At 62.1% G+C, this 26,167-nt stretch carries 28 protein-coding genes; 16 read left to right on the plus strand and 12 right to left on the minus strand.

The annotated features are described in order from the left end of the window. Nucleotides 1-81: 81 nt before the first annotated feature. Both V3587_RS00600 and V3587_RS00605 read right to left on the minus strand, forming a co-directional pair. Nucleotides 82-2,037: an ABC1 kinase family protein gene (locus V3587_RS00600; protein WP_283376001.1), complete on the minus strand. Its 1,956-nt coding sequence runs from the start codon at nucleotides 2,035-2,037 to the stop codon at nucleotides 82-84. 303 nt (nucleotides 2,038-2,340) lie between these two features. Further along, nucleotides 2,341-2,478, minus strand: coding sequence for a hypothetical protein (locus tag V3587_RS00605; protein WP_168421993.1), 138 nt, complete (start codon nucleotides 2,476-2,478; stop codon nucleotides 2,341-2,343). A 1,421-nt stretch (nucleotides 2,479-3,899) separates the two neighbouring features. On the opposite strand from V3587_RS00605, the gene V3587_RS00610 reads away from it, so the two are divergent. After that, entirely contained in the window at nucleotides 3,900-4,199 is a 300-nt protein-coding gene (locus tag V3587_RS00610; RefSeq protein WP_223304584.1) for a DUF4259 domain-containing protein, read from the plus strand. A 34-nt stretch (nucleotides 4,200-4,233) separates the two neighbouring features. Here V3587_RS00610 and V3587_RS00615 read toward each other — a convergent pair whose 3' ends face one another. Together V3587_RS00615 and V3587_RS00620 are read right to left on the minus strand one after the other, a co-directional pair. Beyond that, a complete protein-coding gene (locus V3587_RS00615) occupies nucleotides 4,234-4,410 on the minus strand; it encodes a hypothetical protein (protein WP_003940548.1) in 177 nt (58 codons plus the stop codon). A gap of 218 nt (nucleotides 4,411-4,628) precedes the next feature. Beyond that, nucleotides 4,629-5,510, minus strand: coding sequence for an alpha/beta fold hydrolase (locus tag V3587_RS00620; RefSeq protein WP_003940195.1), 882 nt, complete (start codon nucleotides 5,508-5,510; stop codon nucleotides 4,629-4,631). 113 nt (nucleotides 5,511-5,623) lie between these two features. Here V3587_RS00620 and V3587_RS00625 point away from each other — a divergent pair, with 113 nt between their 5' ends. The 3 genes from V3587_RS00625 to V3587_RS00635 are packed head-to-tail and all read left to right on the plus strand — an operon-like array spanning nucleotide 5,624 to nucleotide 7,164. Next, nucleotides 5,624-6,268: a TetR/AcrR family transcriptional regulator gene (locus tag V3587_RS00625; protein ID WP_003939902.1), complete on the plus strand. Its 645-nt coding sequence runs from the start codon at nucleotides 5,624-5,626 to the stop codon at nucleotides 6,266-6,268. A gap of 9 nt (nucleotides 6,269-6,277) precedes the next feature. Continuing rightward, a complete protein-coding gene (locus tag V3587_RS00630; RefSeq protein WP_019745537.1) occupies nucleotides 6,278-6,727 on the plus strand; it encodes an FAS1-like dehydratase domain-containing protein in 450 nt (149 codons plus the stop codon). Then, nucleotides 6,724-7,164, plus strand: coding sequence for a MaoC/PaaZ C-terminal domain-containing protein (locus V3587_RS00635; protein ID WP_283376002.1), 441 nt, complete (start codon nucleotides 6,724-6,726; stop codon nucleotides 7,162-7,164). Before V3587_RS00630 ends, V3587_RS00635 begins: the two co-directional genes overlap by 4 nt. A gap of 76 nt (nucleotides 7,165-7,240) precedes the next feature. Here V3587_RS00635 and V3587_RS00640 read toward each other — a convergent pair whose 3' ends face one another. After that, nucleotides 7,241-8,095: a hypothetical protein gene (locus V3587_RS00640; protein WP_283376003.1), complete on the minus strand. Its 855-nt coding sequence runs from the start codon at nucleotides 8,093-8,095 to the stop codon at nucleotides 7,241-7,243. 120 nt (nucleotides 8,096-8,215) lie between these two features. Between V3587_RS00640 and V3587_RS00645 the strand changes: the two genes are divergently transcribed. From V3587_RS00645 to V3587_RS00660, 4 genes are all read left to right on the plus strand, one after another. Next, nucleotides 8,216-9,280, plus strand: coding sequence for an NAD(P)/FAD-dependent oxidoreductase (locus tag V3587_RS00645; protein WP_283376004.1), 1,065 nt, complete (start codon nucleotides 8,216-8,218; stop codon nucleotides 9,278-9,280). Nucleotides 9,281-9,399: 119 nt separating this feature from the next. Then, on the plus strand, nucleotides 9,400-10,587 hold the full coding sequence (locus V3587_RS00650) for an ATP-binding protein (RefSeq protein ID WP_042924931.1): 1,188 nt from the start codon (nucleotides 9,400-9,402) through the stop codon (nucleotides 10,585-10,587). Continuing rightward, the gene (locus V3587_RS00655; protein ID WP_003940327.1) at nucleotides 10,584-11,303 is read left to right on the plus strand and encodes a M50 family metallopeptidase; all 720 of its coding nucleotides are present in this window, start codon (nucleotides 10,584-10,586) and stop codon (nucleotides 11,301-11,303) included. Before V3587_RS00650 ends, V3587_RS00655 begins: the two co-directional genes overlap by 4 nt. Nucleotides 11,304-11,476: 173 nt before the next feature. Beyond that, nucleotides 11,477-12,313 (plus strand): SDR family oxidoreductase, encoded by an 837-nt coding sequence (locus tag V3587_RS00660; protein ID WP_158170428.1) that lies wholly within the window; start codon nucleotides 11,477-11,479, stop codon nucleotides 12,311-12,313. Nucleotides 12,314-12,367: 54 nt separating this feature from the next. On the opposite strand, the gene V3587_RS00665 is transcribed toward V3587_RS00660, so the two are convergent. After that, a complete protein-coding gene (locus tag V3587_RS00665) occupies nucleotides 12,368-13,375 on the minus strand; it encodes an NAD(P)H-dependent glycerol-3-phosphate dehydrogenase (protein WP_003940093.1) in 1,008 nt (335 codons plus the stop codon). A gap of 97 nt (nucleotides 13,376-13,472) precedes the next feature. Further along, the gene (locus V3587_RS00670; protein ID WP_039973128.1) at nucleotides 13,473-14,201 is read right to left on the minus strand and encodes a FadR/GntR family transcriptional regulator; all 729 of its coding nucleotides are present in this window, start codon (nucleotides 14,199-14,201) and stop codon (nucleotides 13,473-13,475) included. 133 nt (nucleotides 14,202-14,334) lie between these two features. Between V3587_RS00670 and V3587_RS00675 the strand changes: the two genes are divergently transcribed. The 4 genes from V3587_RS00675 to V3587_RS00690 all read left to right on the plus strand — a co-directional run bounded on the left by V3587_RS00675 (nucleotide 14,335) and on the right by V3587_RS00690 (nucleotide 17,895). Then, nucleotides 14,335-15,723: a GntP family permease gene (locus V3587_RS00675; RefSeq protein WP_003939838.1), complete on the plus strand. Its 1,389-nt coding sequence runs from the start codon at nucleotides 14,335-14,337 to the stop codon at nucleotides 15,721-15,723. A gap of 12 nt (nucleotides 15,724-15,735) precedes the next feature. Further along, a complete protein-coding gene (locus tag V3587_RS00680) occupies nucleotides 15,736-16,266 on the plus strand; it encodes a gluconokinase (RefSeq protein ID WP_003940404.1) in 531 nt (176 codons plus the stop codon). A 76-nt stretch (nucleotides 16,267-16,342) separates the two neighbouring features. Beyond that, a complete protein-coding gene (locus tag V3587_RS00685) occupies nucleotides 16,343-16,780 on the plus strand; it encodes an SRPBCC family protein (protein WP_007729979.1) in 438 nt (145 codons plus the stop codon). Nucleotides 16,781-16,923: 143 nt separating this feature from the next. Beyond that, nucleotides 16,924-17,895: an alpha/beta hydrolase gene (locus V3587_RS00690; RefSeq protein WP_095972066.1), complete on the plus strand. Its 972-nt coding sequence runs from the start codon at nucleotides 16,924-16,926 to the stop codon at nucleotides 17,893-17,895. A gap of 6 nt (nucleotides 17,896-17,901) precedes the next feature. On the opposite strand, the gene V3587_RS00695 is transcribed toward V3587_RS00690, so the two are convergent. Genes V3587_RS00695 through V3587_RS00705 form a run of 3 tightly spaced genes read right to left on the minus strand, consistent with a single transcriptional unit; the run spans nucleotide 17,902 to nucleotide 20,175 of the window. After that, the gene (locus tag V3587_RS00695; RefSeq protein WP_030536536.1) at nucleotides 17,902-18,705 is read right to left on the minus strand and encodes a transglutaminase-like domain-containing protein; all 804 of its coding nucleotides are present in this window, start codon (nucleotides 18,703-18,705) and stop codon (nucleotides 17,902-17,904) included. 58 nt (nucleotides 18,706-18,763) lie between these two features. Next, the gene (locus V3587_RS00700) at nucleotides 18,764-19,330 is read right to left on the minus strand and encodes a nucleotidyltransferase family protein (protein ID WP_058037946.1); all 567 of its coding nucleotides are present in this window, start codon (nucleotides 19,328-19,330) and stop codon (nucleotides 18,764-18,766) included. Between the two features lie 2 nt (nucleotides 19,331-19,332). Further along, the gene (locus V3587_RS00705; protein WP_019745522.1) at nucleotides 19,333-20,175 is read right to left on the minus strand and encodes an alpha/beta hydrolase; all 843 of its coding nucleotides are present in this window, start codon (nucleotides 20,173-20,175) and stop codon (nucleotides 19,333-19,335) included. Nucleotides 20,176-20,321: 146 nt separating this feature from the next. Here V3587_RS00705 and V3587_RS00710 point away from each other — a divergent pair, with 146 nt between their 5' ends. Together V3587_RS00710 and V3587_RS00715 are read left to right on the plus strand one after the other, a co-directional pair. Further along, entirely contained in the window at nucleotides 20,322-21,431 is a 1,110-nt protein-coding gene (locus V3587_RS00710) for a DUF6670 family protein (RefSeq protein ID WP_042447024.1), read from the plus strand. Between the two features lie 18 nt (nucleotides 21,432-21,449). After that, nucleotides 21,450-22,025: an AAA family ATPase gene (locus V3587_RS00715; protein WP_261255136.1), complete on the plus strand. Its 576-nt coding sequence runs from the start codon at nucleotides 21,450-21,452 to the stop codon at nucleotides 22,023-22,025. On the opposite strand, the gene V3587_RS00720 is transcribed toward V3587_RS00715, so the two are convergent. Both V3587_RS00720 and V3587_RS00725 read right to left on the minus strand, forming a co-directional pair. Further along, nucleotides 22,008-22,652, minus strand: coding sequence for a formylglycine-generating enzyme family protein (locus tag V3587_RS00720; protein ID WP_283376005.1), 645 nt, complete (start codon nucleotides 22,650-22,652; stop codon nucleotides 22,008-22,010). The genes V3587_RS00715 and V3587_RS00720 overlap by 18 nt on opposite strands. A gap of 26 nt (nucleotides 22,653-22,678) precedes the next feature. Then, nucleotides 22,679-24,199: a PucR family transcriptional regulator gene (locus V3587_RS00725; protein WP_256670004.1), complete on the minus strand. Its 1,521-nt coding sequence runs from the start codon at nucleotides 24,197-24,199 to the stop codon at nucleotides 22,679-22,681. A gap of 175 nt (nucleotides 24,200-24,374) precedes the next feature. Between V3587_RS00725 and V3587_RS00730 the strand changes: the two genes are divergently transcribed. Together V3587_RS00730 and codB are read left to right on the plus strand one after the other, a co-directional pair. Then, complete coding sequence (locus tag V3587_RS00730; protein ID WP_003940577.1) at nucleotides 24,375-24,839, plus strand: nucleoside deaminase; 465 nt, start codon at nucleotides 24,375-24,377, stop codon at nucleotides 24,837-24,839. Further along, on the plus strand, nucleotides 24,836-26,167 hold the full coding sequence (codB, locus tag V3587_RS00735) for a cytosine permease (protein ID WP_083056556.1): 1,332 nt from the start codon (nucleotides 24,836-24,838) through the stop codon (nucleotides 26,165-26,167). Before V3587_RS00730 ends, codB begins: the two co-directional genes overlap by 4 nt.

Genomic DNA, 26,167 nt, shown 5'->3' on the forward strand with positions numbered 1-26,167 from the left:
CGGCCGCGTTCCCTCGCGGCCGACGCTCCTGGCGCTCGACTTCGACGACATCGAGATCAAGCGATGAACATCAGTTACTGGTTACCGGTTGTCGAGTGTGAACAAACGGAACACGGTCCGCATGCACAGAACGACGCCGACGAAGCCCAGTACCGCACTCGCGAGTGCATAGCCCGACAGCTGAGGTGTGAGTTGTGGTCCGCCAGGTACGAACAGAAGGATCGCCGCGACAATCAGCGCGGTCACCCCCGCCGCCATACCCAGGGCGTTGTTCGCCGACCGTCGTAGCCATCGCCTGTCGTCGGGGTGTGCGATCGAGCGAGTGCGAAGTGTGAAGCTTCCCGACGCGATCGAGGTCGCGATCTGATCGAGCTGACCAGGCAGGCGCCTGACCACCGCGGTTGTGACCGCCGTCGTCGACAGGATTGCCTGCGCGGCTGCAGTCGGGCTGGCGACATGGGTCAACAGTCGGGGTACTTCGGCCCGAACAGCAGCGACGAGGTCGATCTGCGGATCCAGGAGCCGCAGGGCGCGCTCCAAGGACGCGAGCGAACGGAAAGCGGCGGCGACGTCTCCCGGCACTCCGATTCGGTGTTCGCGAAGCACAGTGAACATTCGCGCGAACGATGCCATGGAAACATTGGGTTGGACACTGAGCAGGGTGATCTCTCGGCCCACCTGGTGACGTAGTGCTCCGCGATCAACTTCGGGCGGCACGTCGAATGCCATCAGCATCGCGTCGACTGTCGCCACCGGATCACCTGCGAGGGCAGCGTTGAGGAGCACGGTGAACAAGATCCGTGTCTCGCCGTCCAGAACCCCTACTGCGCCGAAGTCGAGGAGCCCGACCCGGCCGTCATCGAGGATCATGATGTTGCCGGGGTGCAGGTCCGCGTGAAACACGCCGTGGACAAAGATCCCGTCGAGCAACGACGCAAGAAGTTCGTTGGCGATGCTGCTGCGGGTGTCGCGGTCGAGGCCGGTGAGCGCCGACTCACCGTCGGAGAGCGGTGTGCGGTGAAGACGTTCCATCACGAGCACCCGTCCGCTACTGAGGTTGGGGTAGATGTGCGGAACGACGATATCCGGGCGGTTCGACATGGTGGAAGCAATCGCGCCGGTATTCGCTGCTTCGGTGCGGTAGTCGAGTTCCTCGAGCAGTGACGTGACGAGGCCCCCGGCGAGTCGGTGAACGCCGATATCGCGTGCCCAGGGAAAACGGGTCTCCGCGCGGGATGACACGCGAAGGAAGATATCGCAATCCACGCTCACTTGTGCGCTCGCCTCGGGCCGTTGAACCTTCACCACAACGTCGACGCCTTCAACGGTGCGCGCGGAATGTACCTGTGCGACAGAGGCGGCGGCGAACGGCTCCACATCGAACCATGCGAACACCGACTCTGGTGCGTCGCCGAGTTCCGATGCCAGTAGCTCCGCAATGCGGACTGGATCAGCCGGTCGTGCCGAACTTTGCAGAGACGAGAGAGTGCGAGCCAACTCGGGTGGTATGAGGTCGTCTCGCGTGCCGAGGATCTGTCCCAGCTTGACGAAAGTGACACCGCACCGGTTGATTACTTCCACCAGCGCGTCCCCGAACTGAGGCGCTGATGGCCCAGCACGGAGAGCGGGCCCGCCTCCCGCTCGCACGACGATGCCCATGATCTGGACGTATCGCTTGGTTCGTCGCCACGATTTGCGGCTGCGCTGCAATGCTTCTGGCGGTCCGGGGATGGACCCTGTTGGAAGGACAACTTCGAGGAAAACCAATGCGGCCAGGCATGCTGCGAACACCCAGAGCGCGACAACTCCGAAGAATATGAGCGCTGTTCCTAAACTCACCAGAAGTTGATCGTCCTGGCTGGCAATTCCTGCAAGTGTTGCGACGTATCCCGACAGTGGAACCCCCGCCGAGAGTGCTATCACCGCGACCGCAAGGGTTCGCGGCCATCCGACTCTCGTCCCCAGCGTTCGTCGCATCACGCCCGCCAGTGCTGCTGCAAGAAATGGCGTCGTGACGATCCAGACCATCAAGTCCATTGCGATAGCGTACGGGTTCGCAATCTGCGATACATCCAGGAAAACCCCGAGCCCACCCCGACTGCCGGGTAACAAGCCCGACAGTGCCCAAGCGTCGAACATGCTTGGGCACTTCGGTGTTCATTCGCTCCGATGTCGACTCGTCCTGATCGACCGTCCAAAACTGCGTTCACTGACCATCCGCGAGGCCGAACTGCGCATCATGCTCGTCAGCGATGTCCCGGCCACCTTTCGCGAGGAGTATTACAGCCGAAGAACAGGCTGCGATGGACGCCGAGCAGAAGTGAGACCGAGTGGACTCCTTTAAAGAATGGGGCCGCCGGTGAACAGGTTGAGGAGACTCACCGCGAAGAACTGGACGATCGCTATGGCGGTGGCAAACGGGTCGCCCGCATACGTAGCTTGGTTGACCCATTCGTTGAATGCGTTGATCGAACCCATTGTGATTCCTCCTGAGTAGTGATGGCGTGACTGATTGAAACTGGTGGTGCGACACTCGACACGAGGGACGTCAGTACGGACCCAGCGCAGTTGGGCATATGAGGCCACGAAAGGTCAGTGACGAGCGCCGACAGTACGCTGCGGTTGCGGCCCTCTGTGTTTCGAATGTAGTTCCCCGACTTAGGAATACCGTGAAGGACGGGCGGATTCGGTTACGAGTGTCCCGCGACAGACGACATCGTCAATATTATGATGTCGGCAACAAGCGCGACGACGGCACCAATCGGATTCTGGACAATCCACGAAATTACTTCAGTCATGTTCTCGGTCCTTCCTTAGCGTAAGACGCGTGATCGAATACTCGATGAGCTATTGCAGTACCCGGCCCCGTTCGGCGAATTAAGCCTTTGCCGAGGATGATTGGCGCAAACAGATAGATCGCACACCGGGGGCGTTGAATCAACTCGCCCAATCGTTGCACCTCTGTGCTCCGGGTTCTATTCGTTACCAACATCTTTCGGAGAAGGGGTGATCAGTCCCATCAGTGATCGGTACCCCGTGTGCGAAGCCCTTTTCCGTAAACACCTGCCCAGCAACGTCGTAACGTCAGAGGTGGCAGTTGGCAAAGCCGACCGTCTTCTCGAGATCGTGGCGAGTTTTGCTGGGTAGATGTGACACTACCTTGCGGTTTCGCCGGATCAGTCTTCCTTTCGGAGATCGATGGCTGTTCTTCGTTTGGTTGTTACACAATCGACGGAATCGCTGTTGGGGGTTGCGATGCGCAGCTAATTCCCCTACGAATCTTCAGGAATTGCCTGCGGCACTCGTGGATATGGATCCTCGATCTCCACCGAGCGCAATTCCGTGTGCCGACAAACATCGCAGTGCTTCCGACCGGATCGATGCACCCAGAACCAATCGCCGTCACGCACAAAGGGCCAGACGGTTCTGGGAAAGACCCAAGCGCTCCTTCAGTTCCCGGCGATCTGTTGCGCCAGTTCGAGTTCACGCCTGATCTAACTGGTCGACGCACAGTGGTGTACCGGTAGCCAAAAGAGTCCTGCCGGTCGGTTAGTGTTGACGGTGAAATACGACGCGGAGGTGACTGTGAGAATCTGGAACTGGTTGATGCTCAAAATTTCAGCAATCGGCGGGTCGCCGAAATTTCGGAAGATAGTCGACAGTCCGATTTGGGCGGGCGCCAATGACCGCAAGCTCTGACTGAGCGGGCGGCAGATTCTCCAATTTGCAATTGCCGACCTGAAACTGCGAGCACGCTCACGGCCTGCTGCGACGGGAACGCGACTGTCGACCTGAATTTATCCGCAATCGATATGGGAGGGCTTGTGGGAGTCTGGGGTCCGGGAAACTTTGACAGTGACACCGTCGCGGATGGGTTGGGGGCCCTGACCGGTCGAATCGTGGACGACATCACTGCCGAGTTCGAAGACGATTCGAGTCTGGAGCCGGATGAATGGGGCGGGGAGATGGTGCCGGCGTGGCTCGAGATCCTCACCGATATTGCCCAGACGAAACGAGTCGGTGTGACGTTTCCATCCACGCAAGTGCTGATCGACTGGCGCGATCGATATCTGCGCGTGTGGGATGGCTACATTGACGAACTCGAACCGGACGAGGATCACAAGGTCGCTCGACGTGCAGTGCTCGTCCATACTTTCGAACAGGCGGTCGCCCTCGCAGCCGAGCGCGAACAGGCATAAACCTGGTGCGGCCGCGCTACTGACCATAGATCCGTCAGTTCCCCGGTGGAACGACGGTGAACGTGAACCCTCCGGAAGTCATTGCGTTGGCTTCTTCGAACATCGAACAGAGAGCTTCGGCGGCGTCGGTCGCCAATACTCGGGCGGCGCTGGGGGTTCGACCTCGGGCCGTCACCGCGAGCCCAGGTACGTCCGCATCTGTGATCGTCAATCGGACTCGTGGTCGGAAGCACTGCCACCGAGTATCTGCGCGAGGAGATGGTCTTCGTCCACCACAGACCTCCCGCCACGACCAAAACGGCGGCGGCAACGGCCACCATTACCTGACCGCGGTGGTCGGAGAGGAATGTTCTCCTCTGTCAGTTGTACCGCCTTGGCCAGCTGATTGACCGGCTTCATCACCACCTTGTCGGCGGCTGGTCCGCGAGATCACGTCCGCTTCGCGTCGTCATGATTGCGGACGAACTTCATGAGTCGGGGAATCACCCGATCGGGTATGTGTCCCAGGATTCCGTGGCCGGTTCCGGCATAGATCTCCACTTCGGCTTCAGGTACAAGATCAGCTAACCTCGCGGCCACCTGCTCGGGGTTGGAGACCACCGTCTCAGCACCGGAGATTACGAGCATGGGAACCGAAATCGACTGCACTTCTGCATCCTTGAGCATTCGTGCCCACCCGATACCGGGCCGGTAGTTCAGCGCTTCCTTGGCGAGGGCGAACTCGAGGTCGCCGAGAACGTACCCGGGGGACAGCCAATCGTTGAGCTTGCGAATATTCTTGTCGGTGCGGCGCATACCGGCGCGGACCATCTTCAGCAGCACACGCCACGAGGGCTTGTCGAAGACTCCACCCGGTTCGATGAGCGTCACACTCGCCAGTCGTTCAGGAGAATGAAGTGCTACGAGAACGGCATGCCACGCGCCCTGCGAGTAGCCGACCAGGTGGACGCGATCGACCTCGAGTTCGTTCAATACCTCGCTGATCCAGGTGGCGAAGTCGGACTCCCCGGTCAGTGGAGAAGTCTGGACACTGAGGCCTGGTGTGCCGATCGTGTCCAGTGCGTACACGACTCGGTCTCGGCACAGGTCCTCGATGACGATGTGCCATTGCAGACAATTGGCCCCGAGAGAGTGCACCAGGACGATCGGCGTCTCCGTGCCGGTCCCCGACCTACGGACATGGGTGGTTCCGAACGATGTCGGCACGTCGAGTTGTGTCGACGGAACCGGCCAGGTGCTCTCCAGTTCTCGGTAGATGCTCTCGTACGCCTGCTTTGATGCTTCGTTCTTGAATCGTCCGATCTTCGGCATGAGCCTCCCTCTCGCTGCATTCAATTTTGATGGTATGACCGTATCACTAATGCGGTACGTGCGTATCATTAACGGGTCAAAGTCATCTATATCGAAAGGGGAAGGACAGCCTCATGCCGCGACTGGTCGACCATGAAGTGAGGCAACGGGAGATCACCGACGCGGTGCGGCGAGTAATTGTCGACGGTGGGCTCGCGGCGGTGACATTTCAGTCCGTTGCTGCCGAGGCCGGGATTTCGGTGCGACTCGTGCAGTACTACTTCGGCACGAAGCGGGAATTCCTTCTCGCGACGCATCAAGCTGTGCGTCAGGATGCGGGTGCTCGCTTGATGCAGGAGTTGTCTGTTCTTGGCGCGGAAGCGACACCCCGCGAGGTTATTTCAGCGTTCCTTGTTGGCATGCTCCCACTCGATCGACAACGTCGGGAGGAAGCGATTGTTCTCGGCGCCTTCCACGCTGCCGCACTGACCGGACAAGGAATCGCCGCCGAGGAAACCCTCACTGCCCCAAGAGAGTTGACAGCGCTCATTTCCGGCCAGCTTCAACGAGTGACCAATCGGGACGCGGTTGCGCCGTCAATGGATCCCGACCTCGACGCCGAGCTCATTCTGGCGGCTGTCGCCGGGCTCGCCCAGGGGATGCTTCCCGGCTACGCCACAGCAGAATTGGCGGTCCAGTTGGTTGAGCGTCTCCTCGATCGCATTCTCGGGCCGACGAGACCTCAGGCCACGAATCAACCCGAAGTCGGCCGCCGTTAGTATTCCGGGATGTCTCCTGTGAACCCAGCGCTCGCCGGCCGGGTGTTTCCCTCGTCTTCGTACCTTGTCGGGCGCGAGAAGATTCGCGAGTTCGCTCTGGCGGTGCGTTCGAGCAATCCCTTGCACCATGATGTCGGTGTCGCCAGGGAGGCCGGGTTCGTCGATGTCATCGCACCGACAACATTCACAACCGTTGTCCAGCAACGAGCGATCATGGCACTGCTGCGCACGCCGGATACCGGGCTCGATCCGACTCGTGTGGTCCATACTTCCGAGAAGATCGAGCATCAGCGTCCGATAGTCGCCGGCGATGACCTGTCTACGACACTGACGATTACAGGGGTGACAGTGCGTGCAGGCAGTGCGATCCTGTCGACAGTTTCCGAGATCCACGACGTGACCGACGCTTTGGTTGCGACGGTCACCTCGACCCTGCTGGCGCGAGGAGAAGGCGCATGACCGTACCCGTCGTGCCGGTTTTCGAAAACCTCGTCCTTGGTGACATCGTCGCGAAGGTTGATCTGGTCCTCAATCGTGATGACCTAGTTCGCTACGCCGGTGCCTCCGGCGACATGAACCCGATCCATTTCAACGACGCAATCGCTACTGCGGCTGGGCTACCGGGAGTTCTGGCGCACGGAATGCTCACTGCCGGAATTGCTTTGCAGGCTATCGTCGACTGGGTTGGTGACCCGAGCGGTGTGATCTCGTATGAAACTCGCTTTACTCGGCCCGTCGTAGTCGATGCCGTCGATGGTGCTGATCTCTCCATCACTGCGAAGATCGCGCGGATCGACTCCACAACGCGGACTGTGCGTATCGATGTCACCGTCATGCATAAGGGCCAGACGGTTCTGGGAAAGACCCAAGCGCACCTTCAGTTCCCGGGCGCCTGACAGGATCGCGGGCTGCTACTGGTCACATCGGGACCTACGCATCCGGGCGGGAGATCAACTGCATTGTGGCGCAGCACTACCGGAAAGACACCAACAGCTCGTCCGACGCTTGCATCGGTGCGTATCCGTCGGCGATGACGCGCCGACATCCGTCGATCTCGACGGTGAGTAATCGTTCCTCGTTCGTAGGACGGTCCACGTAGATCGTCGACGCCATCTCGGTGGCCACCGCGTCACAGTCGGGAGCGGGTGGAAGTCCGTCGAAGGTTTCCGTCGTAGACGATGTGCCTACGAATTCGGTGGAGGAGAATCGGCAGAAAACGCTGCCCGCCGACAGCGATGTCAGCGCCGTTGTACCTGTCGTGGCTGGTCGGTAGGTCGGCCTGCAATGCGACAGTTCGTAGATCTGATCGTCGGACAAAGCTATCCGGTGTTCGGTACTGCCGACCGGTGTCAGTTCCTTGATGGCGGCCAGGCCACCGGGTTTCGGTAGTCCACACGAATCGGAGGGATACCCCGGCCGAGTTGCTCGGCCTCGATCGTCGACCAACCAGAATTGCTCCAGGACAGCCAGGCTGTAGTTGTCACCGCAGCCTTCGGGGAACCAAGTCTTGTGCGCGGACGAGCGGTTCAGCATTTCCACCGCCCGACTGAAATCGCCCTCCCAACGGTGAGCAGAGAAGCTGACGGTTCGGTCGGCTGCCACGTTGTCGCTGACAAACGGGTCGCACGTGACGGCGGCGACGGGTACGAAATCGTCTGGAACTGTCGCAGTTGGTGTCGTCTGGAGCGGGCCGATCGGATACGGGGTCGCGCACCCCAGCGTCTCGGCGTCGACTATTGCGGCAACAGGACGGTCGGGGATGGTCACGTGCCAAATGCCGGCAACAGCGAGGATGACGATCACGACTGCGAACCAACGCCAGAGCATGAGCACACCGTATCGTTCCCGATGTACGCCGAGCGGGAACATGCCTAGTCCTCCGTTAACCGCCGAAGTCCTCGCATCCAAATTGAGTGGATCCAGGTCGCGGCTCGCAGATATGGTCCAATGGTGACGCATCCGAATGGTCGAAACGACAGTCCGATCCTGGTGATTGGTGCCGGCATCGTCGGCGCGTCGATCGCGTATCACCTGGCGCGCGTTGGTCTCCGAGTCGCCGTGCTGGAGCACGGCTCGGTGGCGGGAGGGGTGACCGGCAACTCCTTTGCCTGGGTCGGCCTCTCGAAGAGTGCCGCAGAAACTTACTCAGATCCGTTCCGGCAAGGCGCTGCAGTCGAAATCGACCGCCTGGAGCGCGAACTCGTCGAGCCAATCGGTTTGCGCCGCAGAGGCGCGATCACCTGGGAAGAGACGGAAGCGGAGACTCGAGCGTTCGTAGATGCTCATCGAGCACTCGGCCATCCCGTCGACCTCATCGGTAAAGAGGAAATCCTTGCTCGTGAGCCGGGATTGCGGACGGCCCCCTCGGTCGCAGCGTACGCGCCTGATGACGGTGGCGTTGACCCGGTTGCGTTCGCTCGATCGCTCCTGCGAGGTGCCGAAGAGTACGGTGCCACAGTGTATTCCGATGTCAGTGCGCTCGGGGTGCTCGCGGAGGGCATGAGAGTGTGCGGAGTAATGACTGCCGACGGTCCCGTCTACGGATCGGCCACCGTGCTCGCTGCGGGTACCGCGATTCCTGGACTCGCGGCGTCGGCGGGAGTGGACGTCGAGGTCGACGCCTCCCCGTGTTGCCTCATCAGATTCTCGACGCCCTACCCATTGGTGAACGGAATACTCTCCTCTCCGGATTTCGAGATCCGGCAATTGGACGACACGACACTGATTGCGGCTGAAGATGTTCCGGTCGGGTTCTCCGGAGATGCTCGTGAGCTTGCGGGGCCGACGCTGCGCGCGATCCGCAGTCAGCTCGAGGACGGTGACCAAGTGGAACTGATCGAGGCGGTAGTCGCTGACCGTCCCATCCCGCGTGGTGGCCGCCCGCTGCTGGGCTTCGCCGAAGGCGTGTCGGGGCTCTATCTGGCCGCGACGCATCCGGCGATCATTCTGTCCGGAGCAATTGGAGCCCACGTGGCCGGGGACTTCGCCCGAGCGTCAACCCTGGACGGTTAGACGACGACGCCGGAGCCCGGTTCGACAAGGTTCGAGCCGATATTGCGGTTCCTAGTTCTCTCTAGGACACGCGCTAGAGAGCGGGATATTCGTCTACTCGGCTTGTACCGTCGATGGGCATGGACCCCGTGCGCAATCCGTATGCCCCCGGTGCCGGTCAACGCCCGCCGGAACTCGCCGGGCGCGACAAGCAGATCGACGCCTTCGACGTCGTTCTCGAGCGAATTGCGCGTGGCCGCCCGGAACGAAGTGTTGTCCTCACCGGATTGCGTGGCGTCGGCAAGACCGTCCTGCTCAATCAGTTGCGTTCGGCCGCGATCTCCCGGAGCTGGGGGACAGGCAAGATCGAGGCGCGCCCCGATCAGGATTTACGACGCCCACTCTCGTCGGCGCTGCACATGGCAGTCCGAGAGATCGCGGTCTCCCATCGCGATCCGGAGCGGGTCGAGCAGTTCCTCGGAGTCCTCAAATCGTTTGCCCTACGCGCCACTGCGGACAAGGGAATGCGGGAGCGCTGGCAACCAGGCATCGACGCACCCGCGATCAAAGGCCGGGCAGACAGCGGCGACATCGAGATCGACCTGGTCGAGTTGCTGCTCGACGCGTCGTCGCTGGCCAGGGATGTCGGCGTCGGGATCGCAATCTTCATCGACGAGATGCAGGACCTCGGTGCCGCGGATGTCTCGGCGATCTGCGGGGCCTGCCACGAGTTGAGTCAGGACGCGGCACCGTTGATCGTCGTCGGGGCGGGGCTTCCGCATCTGCCTGCTGTGCTGTCGGCGTCGAAAAGCTACTCGGAGCGCCTGTTCAGCTACCACCGGATCGACCGCCTCGAGCGTGAAGCTGCAGATCAGGCACTGATTGCGCCTGCCGAGCGTGAGGAGGTCGAGTTCACCGAATCCGCGCTCGACGCTCTGTACGAAGCGGCTGACGGGTACCCGTACTTCGTTCAGGCCTACGGGAAAGCCACGTGGGATGTGGCGGCGTCGAGTCCGATCACGGCAGAAGACGTGCGCGTCGGCGCACCGACGGCTGAGGAAGAACTCGCTGTCGGTTTCTTCGGATCGCGGTACGAGCGAGCAACACCTGCGGAGCGTGAGTACATGCGCGCCATGGCCGATCTCGCCGGTGACGACGGACCCGTCGCAACCGCGAAGATCGCCGTCGAGTTGGGGCGCAAACCGGCTTCCCTGTCGCCGGCACGCGATGGACTGATCAAGAAGGGGCTGATCTATTCGGCAGAACGTGGATCCATCGGATTCACGGTCCCGCACTTCGGCCGATACCTGCGCGGACAAGCGGAGTGAACGCGCTCGAAACCGCGTGGGATCGGGTGGCGGCGCTCAGTCCCAATCCGCCGGCCTGGGTGGTTCAACTGGCCGCGTTGATCGCCGTGATCATCGTTCTCGAACCGCACCTGTGGCGGATCGCCCGCAACGTCGTCACCATCGCACACGAGGGCGCTCATCTGATCGTCGCAGTCCTGGTCGGTCGACGGTTGAAAGGTCTTCGCCTGCATTCGGATACGTCGGGTGTTGCTATTTCGTCGGGCAAACCGACCGGCTTCGGCGTCATTCTGATGACGTTCGCGGGTTACGTCGGTCCGTCGATTCTCGGACTCGGCGCGGCCGGGTTGTTGGGCGCGCAGCGCGCGGTCTCGGTGCTGTGGATCGGCGTATTCGTCATCGCGGTGATGATGGTCCTGATCCGAAACCTCTACGGAGTCTTCTCACTTGCCGTGGTGGGAGCCGTGTTGTTCGGACTCGTCTGGTGGGGGACCCAGGAGCAGCAAGTGGCCGCAGCGTACTTCCTGACGCTCTTTCTCCTCTTTGCCGGACCACGCCCGGTCGTGGAACTTCAACGGCAGCGAATGCGACGAGGCGGGGCACCGGACTCGGACGCCGACCAATTGGCCAGGCTCTCACCGATACCCGCGATCGTCTGGGTCGGGTTGTTCCTGCTCGTGAACGTCGCGGTGCTCGTGCTCGGCGGATGGTGGATTCTGCGCCCGGTGGGTGGCTGACCGGATTGAGCCTTTGTCCCGTCAGGACAACGGACCAACGATTGTTGATGCTCTGCGGACGTAGTCATCGCATGAAGGCGCTCATATCGTGGAAGTCGACGAGTGGTCGTGTGGGGACTTCACGCGGCCACACCCGCAGCGACGAAGACCGTCGACGATGACAAGGATTCGTTTTGGACGACAAGAACTTCCGCGGAAGAACCGCGATCATGTCCGGGGGAAGCCGTGGCATCGGACTTGCCATCGCCCGTGCGATAGCGCGCCGCGGCGGAAACATCGTGTTGCTCGCCAAGACCGATACGCCGGATCCCAGGCTGCCCGGAACTATCCACACGGCTGTGGACGAGTTGAACGATCTCGAGGGTCATGCCGTTCCGGTCGTCGGCGACGTGAGGAACGACGACGACATCGCGCGGGCCGTGGCTGCAGCGGTGGAGCACTTCGGTGGCATCGACATCGTGGTCAACAACGCAAGCGTCCTCGACATTTCGAAAACCGAAGACCTCACGATGAAGCGATTCGATCTGATGCAGCAGGTCAACGTCCGTGGCACCTTCGCGCTCACCCGCGCGTGCCTTCCGTACCTTCGGGTTTCGGCCAACGCGCACGTATTGACGCTGTCGCCACCGCTCAACTTTTCGCCGCACTGGTTGGGTGCTCATCCGGGCTACATGCTGGCCAAATACGGAATGACATTGGCGGCCTTGGGCATCGCCGCAGAGTATTCAGGTGCACCGATTTCGAGTAATTGCCTGTGGCCGGAGACCATGATCGCCACGGCCGCCGTCGGAAACCTGCTCGGGGGAGACGACAGTATCGATCACTCGCGTTCACCCGAGATCATGGCCGATGCGGCTGTCGAGATTCTCGGGCGTCCCGCCGGCACGGATACCGGTCGTACGGTGCTCGACGTCGAGATCTTGCGCGAGGCGGGGATCTCGGATTTCTCGCAGTACGGCGGTCAGTCACCGTTGGCGATCGACATCTTCGTCGACGCTCCAATTTCGTGATCTCGGGCGATCTACAGGTATCTAGCCAAATCGCTAGATACCTGTAGATCTTCCTCACGCCACTTCGTGCTCGCCGCCCGGGGCAACCTTCTGAAGTCCGCGATATGCGTCGCTGGCACTTTGGCGACCGCCGATGACGGCCTCGACCTCCGCGGCAATCGGCATGTCGACACCGTATTCACGGGCCAGATCCATGACGGTGGGGGCAGTCTTCACGCCCTCGGCAACCTGGCCGAGCTTGGCGACCGCCTCCTCGACGGTCAATCCCTGCGCCAGAGCTTCGCCGACGCGACGATTGCGAGAAGTCGGAGCCATGCAGGTGGCAATCAGATCGCCGACGCCCGTCAAGCCGGCAAAGGTGCGCGGGTTGGCGCCCATCGCTTCACCGAGTCGAGTCATCTCGGCGAGGCCGCGTGCGAGCACCATCGCACGAGTGTTGTCACCGACTCCCAGGCCGTCGGCCATGCCCGAGGCGATGGCAACGATGTTCTTGAGGATGCCGCCGAGTTCGCAGCCGAGCACGTCGGTGTTGCGGTAGACGCGGAAGACCGACGACGCGAACAGGGGTTGCAGCGCGGCGGCGACACGATCGTCCTGGGTGGCCACGACCGATGCCGCGGCCATGCCGTCGACGATCTCCTTGGCGATGTTGGGGCCCGCGAGCAGTCCGACGGGATGGCCGGGCAGGCACTCGGCGATCACTTCGGTGGGGCGCTGCCGGGTGCCGGGCTCGAGACCCTTGGACAGTGACAACACCGGGACCCACGCCCGAACCTCGTTGGCGATCTCGGCGAGGGTGGAGCGAACGGCGTGCGAAGGCACCCCGCATACGAGTACGTCCGCTTCGCGGGCGGCTTCGACCAGATCCGAGGTTGCCTTGAGCCCCTTGGGAAGTTTGCGCTCACCAAGGTATTTGGAGTTGGTCCGTTGCGAATTGATCTCGTCGGCTGCTTCGGAATTGCGTGCCCACAACAGGGTCGGGGTGTTGCGGGCAGCGAGGCCGGCCACCGTGGTTCCCCACGATCCGGCACCGAGGACGACGACGCGTACCGGGCGGGCCATCAGAGTGCGCTGTTCTGGGTAGCGAGTGCTGTCATGGCGCCAAGCGTTCCACTTGCGGAGCAGTTGCGGGCCAATTCCGCCGAGTCTGTGGCTCGACTTACAGATGAGGCGGCGGTTCGGGGCTTTCGCGCATTGTTTCGACCGCTTCTGCGGATTCCGCGACGATCGAGCGCATGGCGGCTTCCGCGGCGTCGGCGTCTCCGGCCTGAATAGCCGATGCGACCACTCCGTGCAGGTGAATCGCTTCGGGGTCGGCCTCGTGGGGCATCAACGAGTGGCGGGTGCGGCCTTCGAGTATCTCGACGACGATCTGCGACATCGCCCGCAGCATCGGGTTGCCGGAAGCGGCGAGCAGTGTGCGGTGAAAGTCGGAATCATGGCCGAGATATGCGTCGGTATCGGCAGCGCGCGAGGTAGCTGACATGCCGATGACGGCTGCAGTGAGAGCGCCGCACTGCTCAGGTGTGGCGCGAGTTGCGGCCAGTCGCGCAGCCAGAGGTTCGATGCCGGAACGGAGTTCACTGAGGATCGAAAGTTGCTCGAACCGATCAGGACCGGCCAGTTGCCAGCGGATGACGTTGGGGTCGAGCGAGTTCCAGTGTCCGGAGCCCAGGATGGTGATTCCGACGCGTCGACGAACCGAGGCGAGTCCGAGGGATTCGAGAACGCGGACAACTTCGCGGATGACGGTTCGCGACACGTCGTATCGCGTTGCCACCTCGTCGGCGGAGATCGTGGTTCCCGGAGCGAGCACACCACCGACTATGTCTTGGCCGAGCTGTTCCAGCATCGAGTCGTGTAACTGCTGAAACGGGACAGAAGGCATACGTAGATCGTCCCATGCGTATGGAGTAAGCCCGGTGGAAGCCGAATAAATACTACAAATTAGTGTCTGCTCTTGAAATTGTAGGTTAATTAAGGAACAGTGACCTCAATCACTCATCGGACTGGGAGTCCCTATGAACACCACAGCATTGCTGGCGGCCGAGGTCGTCCCCGCTGGTAGCGACGCACGATTGATCATCGCTGCAGTCGCCGGCGTCGCGGTCATCATCGCGTTGATCACCTGGCTGGACCTGCATCCCTTCCTCGCGCTGTCCATCGGCGCGGTGGGCGTCGGTCTGGCGGCCGGCCTCGGATCGGCCGAGTCGGTCGCGGCATTCGCGACAGGCTTCGGGTCGACAATGGGAAGCGTTGGAATCCTGATCGGTTTCGGCGCGATGTTCGGCAAACTCCTCGCCGATTCCGGCGGTGCCGACCGAGTGGTCGACACGCTGGTCGGCCGTTCCAGCACGAAGGCGCTTCCGTGGACCATGGCTCTGGTCGGCGCAGTGATCGGTCTGCCGATGTTCTTCGAAATCGGTCTCGTCCTGTTGATGCCGGTCATCATCCTCGTCGCGCGGCGTTCCGGCTTGTCCCTGATGCGCATCGCGATCCCCACCCTCGCCGGCCTCTCGGCCATGCACGGGTTGGTTCCCCCGCACCCAGGGCCGCTGGTTGCAGTCTCGGCTTTGAACGCAAACCTCGGCCTCACCCTCGCGCTCGGTGTCCTCGTCGCGATCCCCACTGTTGTTCTCGCCGGACCGGTCTTCAGTAAGTACGCCGCGCGGTGGGTCGACGTGAAGGTCCCGGATCTTTTTGTCACAGGCGAAGATCGAGGCGAGGAAGAGAAGAAGCAGCGTCCCTCGTTCGCGGCTACTCTCGCAGCGATCCTCCTGCCGGTTGTTCTCATGCTGGGCAAGGCATTTGCAGACGTGATCGCACCCGATTCCGAGGCACTACCCAAGTCCGTCCTCGACTTCCTCGGAACACCCGTTGTGGCTTTGGGTCTCGCGGTTCTGGTTGGAATGGTGCTGTTGGGTCGCGGCGGCGGAATGGACCGCAAGGCCATCTCGAAGTCACTCGAGAGTTCCCTACCTCCCATCGCAGGCATCTTGTTGATCGTCGGCGCCGGTGGCGGTTTCAAGCAGGTCCTGATCGACACCGGTATCGCCGGAGTGATCGCCGACGCGATCAAGGGCAGCAGCCTCCCCGTGCTGTTCCTGGCCTGGCTGGTAGCGGTATTGATCCGCGTCGCAACGGGTTCGGCAACGGTGGCAACAGTGACGGCGTCGGGCATCCTCGCTCCGGTTGCGGCAGACCTCTCGTCCGCACATGTCTCGCTGATGGTGTTGGCGATCGGTGCGGGCTCGCTCTTCCTCTCGCACGTCAACGACGCCGGATTCTGGTTGGTGAAGGAGTATCTGGGCGTCAGCGTGGTACAGAACCTCAAGACCTGGACCGTGATGGAATGCATCATCTCGGTATCGGGCCTGGCCGGAGTGCTCGTGTTGAGCGCATTCATCTAGGTAGGCGAGCACATGAACAGCGAAGCGGCACAGCAGAAGCAGTATCCCGTGCTCGTCCTGATGGGTGTCTCGGGTTCGGGAAAGTCGACGGTCGGCGGCATGCTCGCCGGAGCGATGGGTTGGGACCTTCAAGAAGGCGACGATCTGCATCCGCAGGCGAACATCGACAAGATGGCGACCGGGCATCCGTTGAACGACGAAGACCGCTGGCCCTGGCTCGACAAGATCGCCGTCTGGATCAAGAGCCATACCGACGCCGGTCAGCCGGGCATCGTCACGTGTTCGGCACTCAAGCGCAGCTACCGCGACGTGCTTCGCGGTGAGCACGTCGTGTTCGTGCACCTCGCCGGTTCGCGGGATCAGATCGGCCAGCGATTGACCGCTCGCCTCGATCACTACATGCCCGCCTCGCTCCTCGACTCCCAGATCTCGACACTCGAGGCCGTCGACCCGGACGAACAGGCCATCGTCGTCGACGTGGGCGGGAGTCCCGCCAAGATCGCGGAGGAGATCCTGCGACGGGTGGAGACATTCGAATACTGAGCAAGCCCGGCGTGTAGGCACCCGCGGTTCGGGTTACGGTGCTTGGGTGACTGCTGCTGCGCAGACGGACTGAACCGTGACCGACTTCGACTTCCACAGCGTCTGGACGCTTCCTGCCTCTGCTGACCGCGTCTACGAGGTTCTCGCGGATGCCGAACGGTATTCGCAGTGGTGGCCTCAGATACGCCGAGTCGGGACGATCGACGAGCATTCAGGCTCCATGTCCATCCGCAGCGCTGTCCCTCTGACGCTGCTGGTCTTCGGGCGACGCGAGGTGGAAGACTCAGTTGACCGCTTTCTGAAAGTGCGTCTCACCGGCGCAATGACCGGGTGGAGTAGCTGGGCGGTGCGCCCCGCTGGATCTGGTTGCACAGCCGAATTTCGGCAACAGGTAGCGGTGTCCGGAGCGCTTGGTCTGGCCGCGAAGGTCGCGAAGCCGCTGTTCGAGTGGAATCATGAAGCGATGATGCGTGGAGGGCACCGCGGACTGTGCGCATATCTCTCCCGGCCGTGATCGCGACCAGAACTTGCACACGCTCGAGCAATTGATCCATACCCGTCGTGTCATTTTGACGCAGCGTCAGTTATCGTTCACATCAGCAGCCGACAAGTATGTGTAACTCAAATGCACAAAACGGCTTGACCTGGGAGGACGCTATGCGGACGCGAGATTCGACGGTATGGCATTGGAACGTGAGTCCGCGAGCGCGGGTTATCTTCTGCCTGACCAGGACGTTCGTGAAGCCGATGTTCACCCTTTGGCCGACCACCGAACGTGGTATCCGCCAACTCGAGCGACTCGATGCGATGGCGGACAAACTGCCGAAGCCGAAGAACCTCGATATCGAGCCTTTCACGCTGGGGGGTGTGCCCAGCGAGAAGGTGCAGCATCCACGCAAAGCGCAGGGCGAGTTGGCCGGCGCCACGATCCTCTACTTCCACGGAGGGGGATTCGTCTTCTGCGGTCTGGCAACGCACCGGGCACTGTGCGGTTTGCTCTCTGCGAAGGCCGGAGTACCGGTGATCTCCGTGCGCTACCGCCAGCTGCCGGAAGGTTCCATCGGCACCTCCGTCAAGGACGCAATGGCCGCGTACACCGCGTTGCTCGAGACAGCCGAAGACCCGAACAAGATTGTGGTTGCCGGTGACTCGGCGGGCGGATACCTGGCCATGAAGGTCGCCGAAATTACCGCACTGCGCGGAATCACGCGGCCCGCTGCCGTGGTGGGATATTCCCCTCTTCTCAACGTGAACCTCGAGGACCATGATCCCGATTTCATGAAACGTGATGCCTACCTACCGATGTCACAGGTGGAAAAGCTCAAGGACCGGTGGCTCGAGGGGCCGGACGAGATTCCTGGTGCGCAGTCGCCGATCAACGCCGACGCCAGTCTGATTCCGCCGTCGTTCCTGGTGTCCGCCGAATACGAACTGATGCGTCCGGACGTCGAGATCATGACCGAAAACTTGATCAAGGCAGGACAAGCCGTCGAAACGCACATCTGGAGTGGGCAGATCCATGCTTTCCCGGTGATCGGCAAAGCTCTTCGGGAGGGCAAGGCGATCGTCGATCTGACAGTCAAGTTCCTCGAGCGAACGATGGCCTCGCAGAACCAGATCAGCGCCTGACGCTTTTCAGCCGATCGATGTGAGTGTTGCGTAGTCGTCGTTGTCGAGAACGCCGTCGACGACTGCGCGAACTTCCGAGGCGTGCAACGTGATCGAACCGCCGTGATTGTCGAGGAAGGCTGTGTCTGCGGCATCTCGGCCGGTCGAGATGCGCACAAGATTGCTGCGCGGCGCCAATTGCGTTGCATCGACCACGCGCCAGACGTGGTCGATATTGGCTTCGACTACGGCGTGAAAATCCATCGGATCGCAGCCCGGCGCGTAGACGGCCACCAGTCGAGCGGGAATCCCCACGGCGCGCAGCAGTGAGATGGTCAGGTGCGAGTAGTCGCGGCACACTCCGGCGCCGGCGAGCAAGGTGTCGACCGCACTGTCGGTGCCGCGACTGGTGCCGGGAACATAACTCAAATGTGTACTCACCCAGCGAGTGACTTCGAGGAGGAGTTCGGCCGGGGGAGTGGCGAGATCGAATTGCCCGGCGACAAAACCGAAGAACTTGTCGGCCTCGGCATACCGGCTGGGGCGCAGATATTTCGACACGTCGTAGTCGCTGACCGACGCCGGTTCTGCGCGGCCGATGACGGTTGCGTCGTAGCTGACGATCAGTTTGCCTGGGGCACAGTCGAGTAGGTGAATCCGGGTACCGTGTTCGGCGGTGATCTCGCGGGGTTCGAGCGGATTGCCGTCATGGACGAACGACATCGTTTCCAGCAGTTCGACACCCGGCGCGCGCGTCACCGCGATCTTGAACTCCAGGTTGGTCGCCTCGTCGATCTCGATGTCGAGCAGGGCGGCGACGGTACGTTTCATCGGGCCATCTTTACACCGAATACGGACACCCACCACCTGGGAGGATTGTGACGTGCGATCAGGCTTCGGGGTAGTCGACGTCGACGCCGCTGCTGAGGTCGCTGCACTCCACCAACTCGACCCCGTGTTCGCGTAGGTAGGTGTTGGCGCCGCCGTCCCCGGTGAGTGACTTTGCAAGCGTCGGCCAGTGGTCGCGTCCGATCAGGACGGGATGGCCGGGACGGCCGTGAAAGACAGCTCTTCGCAGTATGTTTCGTGATGGGGAGCTGTGACCCACGATCCGCGTCACGGTGTCGGCGTTGAGGTCCGGGACGTCGACCAGAGAGATCGCTGCCGCATCTGCGTCGTCGATTCGCATGGCGGCCTCGAGTCCGCAGCGCAGTGACGCGCTCATTCCGTGTTGCCAATCCGATATCACCACAATGACATCGGTGGTGGGCAGTAGTTCGAGGGCGTCCTCTGCCTGCGCGCCGAGGACCACGATGACCGGTGAGAGGCCTGCGGACTGCAGTGTCGTCACCCCGTGGTGGAGCCAAGACTGACCCTCGGCGTTTGTGACGAGCGCTTTGGGCTTGCCCATGCGGGATCCGACCCCGGCCGCCAGCAGGATCCCGCACGTAGACATGACTATGCTCCGGTGACCCGCGGACGCAGCCACTCGATCAGATCGTTCAGAACTTCTTCCTGCTCAGGCTCGTTGAAGATCTCGTGGTACAGGCCGTCGTACACCTTCAAGGTCACATCCGAAGAGCCGGCCAGATCTGCGACGAGCTTGCTGCCGGCCGGGTCCGTCAAACGGTCGTCCGAGCCGTGTTGAAGCAGTACGGGAATGGTGAGCGAGGGCAGGCGCGCCGGGAAGCCTTCCGCGGCGGTGATCATGCCGCGCGCGATGCCGGCGGGAACCTTGCCGTGGTGAACCAGCGGGTCGGCGTTGTACTTGTCGACGACCTTCTGATCACGCGATACGGCAGCAGCTTCCAGGTTCTCGACGGGCACGTCCGGGAGGTATTTGCCGACGATCTTGCCCAGCTGCATCACGATCTTCGGAGTGCCGGTTGCGATGATCACCGCAGGTCCGGACAGGGCGAGGGCTTTGAGATCGGCCTGATGGTCGAGGGCGTAGGAAAGGGCGATCGCGCCGCCCATGCTGTGCCCGAGCAGGAACTTGTCCTTGCCGGGATGTGCCGCCGTCACGATCGAGAACAACGTGTGGACGTCGTCGGTGAAGTCGGAGAATTCCTTGAGGTGAACGCGCTTGCCGCCAGAGCGTCCGTGCCCGCGATGGTCGGGTGCGTACACGATGAGCCCGAGTTCCCCGAGCCGCGCAGCAACATGGTCGTAGCGCCTCGCGTGTTCGCCGAGTCCGTGGCACAGGACGAGAACCCCGGTGGGTTCGCGGTCCGGTGTCCACACGTCGTAGACGATCTTGGTGCCGGCCACTCCGGTGAACGACGACTCTTCGTGCTGCATTGTTGCGCCCTCTCTGCGACCGGTTCCGGTACGCGGATTCTCACATGCTATTCGCCGCGTGCGCAGGGCGCGGGTGTTCAGGGTGTGAGGTCGTCGAGGAAAATTCGACACTTGTTTGTTACGTCTGGTTACATTAACTTAGGAGCGTGACCGGACAAACCGTTGATCGTTCCGACCCTGTTCCCGCCACCCGCTCGCGCCGATTGTGGCGACCCGCGGTTCGGGCCTTGCTGGACGGCGCGCTACCGCTGATCGACAAGCGAATGGCGGAATCGGTACGCCCGTTCGATCGGCCCGACATGATGCGTCCGCACCTGGCTTCGCGGAAGTTCGCGTGGACGCACTACGGGATCTTCGTTCCCCGGCTGCCAGGGCCTCTCCGTTACCTCAACACCATGACGTTGATCGGTGCAACCGGGACGGTGGTGTTCGACAACGACTATCTCGCTGCACCAGACGCGCGAAACACCGCAACCGTGCTGAGTTCCACCGCAGCGCCGGGCCATCACTTCTACCGGGCGTACGACGCTGCCGATGAGTGTGCATTCGAAGAAGATGGTTCGCGAATCGCCTTCGGTGACAACCTGATCATCGAGAACAGCTATCCGAACTTCCGTGTCACCGGGCGATACGACTCATTCGACGTCGATCTCGAGATCGTGGCAACGGACCAAGCGTCGTGGTTCGTGCGTAATCCCGTCTACGACCACGTCAGTCTGCTGGCACAGTGCTCCGGAACAATTGCGAGTCCGGATGGACCGGTGAGTATTTCGGCTCCGTGCACCGTCGAGTACGCGCGGTGCATGACACCGCAATCGTTGACTCGCCGCGCGCTTCCCGAGTCGTGGAAGCTCCCGGCCGACTTTTTCACCTACCAGATCGTTCAACTGGACGACCGGCATCAGTTGTTGCTCACCGATGTTCGAGCGTCAGGGGTTACGGCGTGCAAGCTCGCCTACATTCGGACTGTCGACGGTAGTGCGAAGGTCTTCGACGACGTCGAGTTCGACGTGCTCGAGTACGCCGACGCATTGCACGTCGACCCACAGGGTCGCGAGATGCGTGTGCCGCGCGTACTGCGTTGGCAGGTACGCGATCACGGCAGGACGGTCGTGGAGTTCGAGGCCGAGATCGACTCGGAGTGGCGCTACGGTCACGGCAAGGGATACGTCGGCGCGTATACCTACCGGGGAAGCTTCGACGGTGCGTCGATCAACGGCACCGGTTACATCGAATGGGTGGACTGCGAAGTGTAAGGCCCCTAGGGTGTATCGGTGCCTTTCGTAGACCCCGCCGCGCTGACGATTCGTCCGCAGAAGATCCTTGTCGCGGGGACTTCCGGTGCCGGAAAGACGACTCTCGCCGGTCGAATCGGGCGGCTTCTCGAGATCGAACACACTGAGCTGGACTCGCTGTTCCACGGGCCCGGCTGGATTCCGCGCGACAGTTTCGAAACCGAAGTACGACGCTTTTCCAGCGAGCCGGCCTGGGTGACCGAGTGGCAGTACGGTGCGGTGCGTGAGCTTCTGGCCGAGCGTGCGGACCTGATGCTGTGGTTGGATCTGCCTCGGCGGACGGTGATGCGCCAGGTGATCACACGAACCGTGCGTCGGCGATTGCATCGAGAGGTGTTGTGGAATCGCAACATGGAGCCGCCACTGCACACCATTCTGTTCGATCCGGATCATGTGGTGCGCTGGGCCTGGCGAAGCGACGGACGCAACGTCGGGCGTATGGCCACGGTCCTTGTCGATGTGCCGTCGTTGCCGATAGTTCGGCTTCGCAGTCGAGAAGAGATCGAGGCTGTGCTCGAAGTCCTCGGCCGTCTGCCCTCAGATCGTCTGAGCTAGGCGAAATCCCAAGTCGTCGATAGCAAATGTCGGGTGGCTTCGCCTCCTTACGGTAGCGCCGCAACCGCGCTCACTTTCGGCCCAACTGCCGCCGCGGAAGATCCGGTACGTGCCGTAAACCTCGGGGTCGTAGAGATCCCAGCACCATTCCCAGACATTGCCGATCATGTCGTACAGGCCCCAGTTGTTGGGTGTCTTGGTTCCGACGGGATGCGCTCTACCCTCTGAATTGTCGCTGTACCAGGCAATCTCGTCGATCTCGCCGAAGCGGTAGCCGGAGGTGCCGGCCTTGCATGCGTACTGCCACTCAGCCTCGGTGGCGAGCCGGTAGCCAGTTGCGCCCCGGTCCCACTGCGGAGAATCGGTGTCGACGTCTCGATATGCGGGTGTCAGACCGTCCGCGACTGACAGTGTGTTGCAGGTTGCGATGGCGTCCTTCCATGAAAGGTCGACCGCTGGTTTGCTCGAATCGTCCGACGAATCTCCGTGAAGCAGCGCCCTGGTGGTGAGATGGCGTGCGAGGCGGAAGGATTCGACTTTCGAGGTCCACGCAGTACCTTTGCGGTCGTCCCGAAGGTGCACCTCGCCGGCAGGGATCTCGATCATCAACTCCGCTGCTCCGGTCATTCGTTCATCATCGCAGAGGTTGTCGCTCACCCGGGGAGACGCTCGAACGCTGCTTGTGGATCAAGGCCGGTGCGCATGCGCCATGCGGTCAGCGCAAGCCCGAGGCAGACCACCTGTGCCGGATCGTCGAGGGAAACACCCATCAGCTTCTCGATACGCGTGAGCCGTGCATAAAGCGACTGACGCCGAATGCCGAGGAAATCCGCGGTTCTCGCCTTGCCGCCCCGATGTGCGAGGTACGCGTCGAGCGTTCGGACGAGATCGGCGGAATGTGCTGTGTCGTATGCGATCAGCGAACCGAGTTGCTCGGTTACGAACACGGACAGCGAAGCGGGTGTCGTTCCGGCGGCGAGCAGTCGTTGGACGCCGACGTCCCTCGCGAGGATCACTCCGGTCCGGGTGCCGAAGCGCCGCGCGATCTGGACGACTTCGCGAGCTTGCGCGACCGCAGCCCCGACGCCCGACAGGTCCGCGACCGGCGTCGCCACTCCGAGCGTGCGTACCGCGGAACCGCCCGGCCCGCGGCGTAGCAGCTCGTCGGCTTCGGTGAACGCAGTCCGCACTCGAGCGGGGGATGCGGACGCCCACCCGTGCGCGAGCACGATGACGTGATTGGCCGCAGTCCCGACGACACAGGAGCCGAGCACGGCCCGCACGGCGTCGCGTACTTGGTCAGCGAGCTCTCGAACCGGGGTTTGCCGATCGATGTCGACAGCGGCGACGAGGACGTGGTGCCCCTCCGACAACGGCGTCCACCCGGCCGCTGTCAGTCGCTCGGACAAGTCGCCGTGCGATGTGAGCACACCGCCCACCACGTCGGTGATCACCGATTGGGCGAGTGACTGTCTTGGGCCGAGATCGCCGTGACGGCCGAGTTCCAGAGCTACCGCGACGGCGGCGCAGTTTGCGACGGCGGTTCGGCGTGTGGTTGCCGGCCCGCACAGGACAAGTCGACCGAGTGAGTTCGTCGGGCCGCGTACGTCGTGGATAGTGCGTTCGGTCTCGGATCGCTCTGCGCCGGTTGTGCTGCGCTCGACGGTTCTGCCATCCGCGTCGAGCAGATCGACGCCGCACCCCGCGAGTCGTGACACCTTGTCGAGCAGCGCAGTCATGCCCTGGCCTGCAACCACGAGACTCAGAAGTTCTTGCCAGACAGGCTCGCCCGCTTGCGCCGAACCGAGAGTGCGGCGGAGCATGAGGTCGTGAAAGTCTTCGACCATCCGCTCGAAGGGCACTACTGCGTGCAGGGCCAAGAACGCGAGTCCCCGTCGGCGCGAAGCTTCGACGAGTTCGGGAGGGGCCGTGAGGAACGAGCGCCCGACTTCCATCGCGAGTGCGACGCATCCCGCGTCCGCCAATTGGTCGATGTAGGCGGTGAGCTGCTCGGGAGATCGCCCGTGCAGACCGAGGCCCGTGGTCAGAAGGACCTCACCTCCGGACAGCAGCCCACCCATTTCGTACACCTCGGACGAATGGACCCAGCGGACCACCGCGGTATCGATGTCGCCCGCGAGCACCTCGATTGCGGCGGCCTTGAACGAGGGCATCGCAAGAACTTGTCGCAGAGTCGGGAGCATTTCTATATCGTCCGCCGAGGGGGCACTTCGTCATAGAGCTAGTTCTGCCGAACTGACAGGTTGTCCCTTGTCGGGCTGTTACCACCGTGGTCGGATTGTGACACGAGCCACAATCGACGATTTTGGTCAGACTCCAGGAGCGCACATGAATCATCCGGCACACACCGATGAGTATTTTCTCGGACTTGCGATCGAACAGGCGAAGATCGGTTGGGAGGAGGGCGGCGTGCCGATCGGCGCGGCGCTGATTCACCGGGGCGAGGTTCTCGCAGTCGGACGTAACCGTCGGGTCCAGATGAACAGCGCCATCCGTCATGGAGAGACCGACTGCATCGAGCGCGCCGGACGACTGCCGGCCTCGGTGTATCGCGAGTGTGTCCTCTACACGACTTTGTCGCCGTGCTTCATGTGCGCCGGAACGGCGCGCCTGTACGAGATCCCTCGAATCGTGGTCGGCGAAAATCGTTCCTTCGAGGCATCGGAGGAATGGTTGCGCAGCAGCGGAATTCAGGTCGACGTCGTCGACGACGCGGAGTGTGTGGCACTGATGGACCGCATGCTGGCCGAGCGCCCGAGCCTGTGGCTCGAAGACATCGGCGAAGTTGTATGAGCAGCGCCGTCGAACCTGCCACGGTCGCAGGCGATTCGGAGAGCGCAGGCCACCCGATCGATCCAGACTATCCCGTCACTCCGGTTCCGCTTCATGCACGTAAGCCGTTCTTCTCGCTCGCGGTGGTGTTGCTGGGGTTCACCATCTTCACACCGACGATGTTGGCCGGAGCAGCGCTCGGTACCGCGTTCTCGTTCTGGAAACTGATGGTGGTGATCGCCGCCGGATCCGCCATCTTGGGGGTCTACGTCGCCATGATGGGGTTCGTCGGAGCCCGAACCGGGCTGACAACAGTTGTGATGGCGCGCTACAGTTTCGGCACTCGCGGGTCCAAGCTCGCTTCGATCCTGCTGGGCGGTACCCAGATCGGCTGGTACGGAGTCATCATCGGCACGATCGGCGATCTCACCGCGCAGGCATTGGGCTGGGATTCCTATCTCGCGCGGGCGTCGGTGATGATCGCGGCGAGCATCTTGATGTGCATCACCGCCTGCTACGGCTACCGCGGAATGTATTGGGTCTCGCTCGTCTCGACGCCCTTGATCCTGGCGTTGGCCTGCTGGGTCGTATTCCGGTCCCTCGAGGAAGTCGGTGGGTTCTCCGGCCTGGTCTCGGTTCAACCGCAGACGACCATGACGATCGCGCTCGCAATCACCACTGTGGTCGGCACGTTTGTATCGGCGGGAACGCAAGCGCCCAACTGGACCAGGTTTGCCCGTTCCGGATCACAAGCGGTGTGGGCCTGCGTTATCGGGTTCCTCCTCGGAAACGGATTGATGATCCTGTTCGGTGCCATCGGAGCTATCACGTTCCACGAAGGTGACTTCGTGCTGATTCTCTACAACCTCGGGCTTGTCGGCTGGGGCCTGGTCTTGCTGTTCGGGAACCTCTGGAAGAGCAACGCCGACACCGCATACGCCTTCGGGGTGGCCGGCGCCGAATTGTTCAGAAAGCCCCGCAAGACCCCGTTCGTCATCGGTGGGTGTGTGATCGGCACGGCGCTCGCTCTGACCGGTGTGCACAACCATCTTGTCGACTATCTGAGCCTGCTCGGAACGTTCATCCCGCCATTGGGCGGTGTGATCATCGCGGACTTCCTGTGCCGCTGGCGGCGCGGCATTCCCGAGGGTTACACCCCGCAGCCGGTCCACTGGCGAAACCTCGCCGTCTATGCCGTCGCAGCGTTCCTCGCTTGGCTTTCCGGTGAGTTCGAGGTGGGAATCCCGCCGCTGATCGGAATCGTGGCAGCAATTGCTCTGACGATGTTCCTGCACAGGGTGTTTGGCAACAGCTCGGCAGATCGGGAGGTCTCGACCTCCACCGTCTGA

The sequence above is a fragment of the Rhodococcus sp. IEGM 1306 genome, from assembly GCF_036541985.1.
GTDB classification, from domain to species: Bacteria; Actinomycetota; Actinomycetes; order Mycobacteriales; family Mycobacteriaceae; genus Rhodococcus_F; species Rhodococcus_F qingshengii.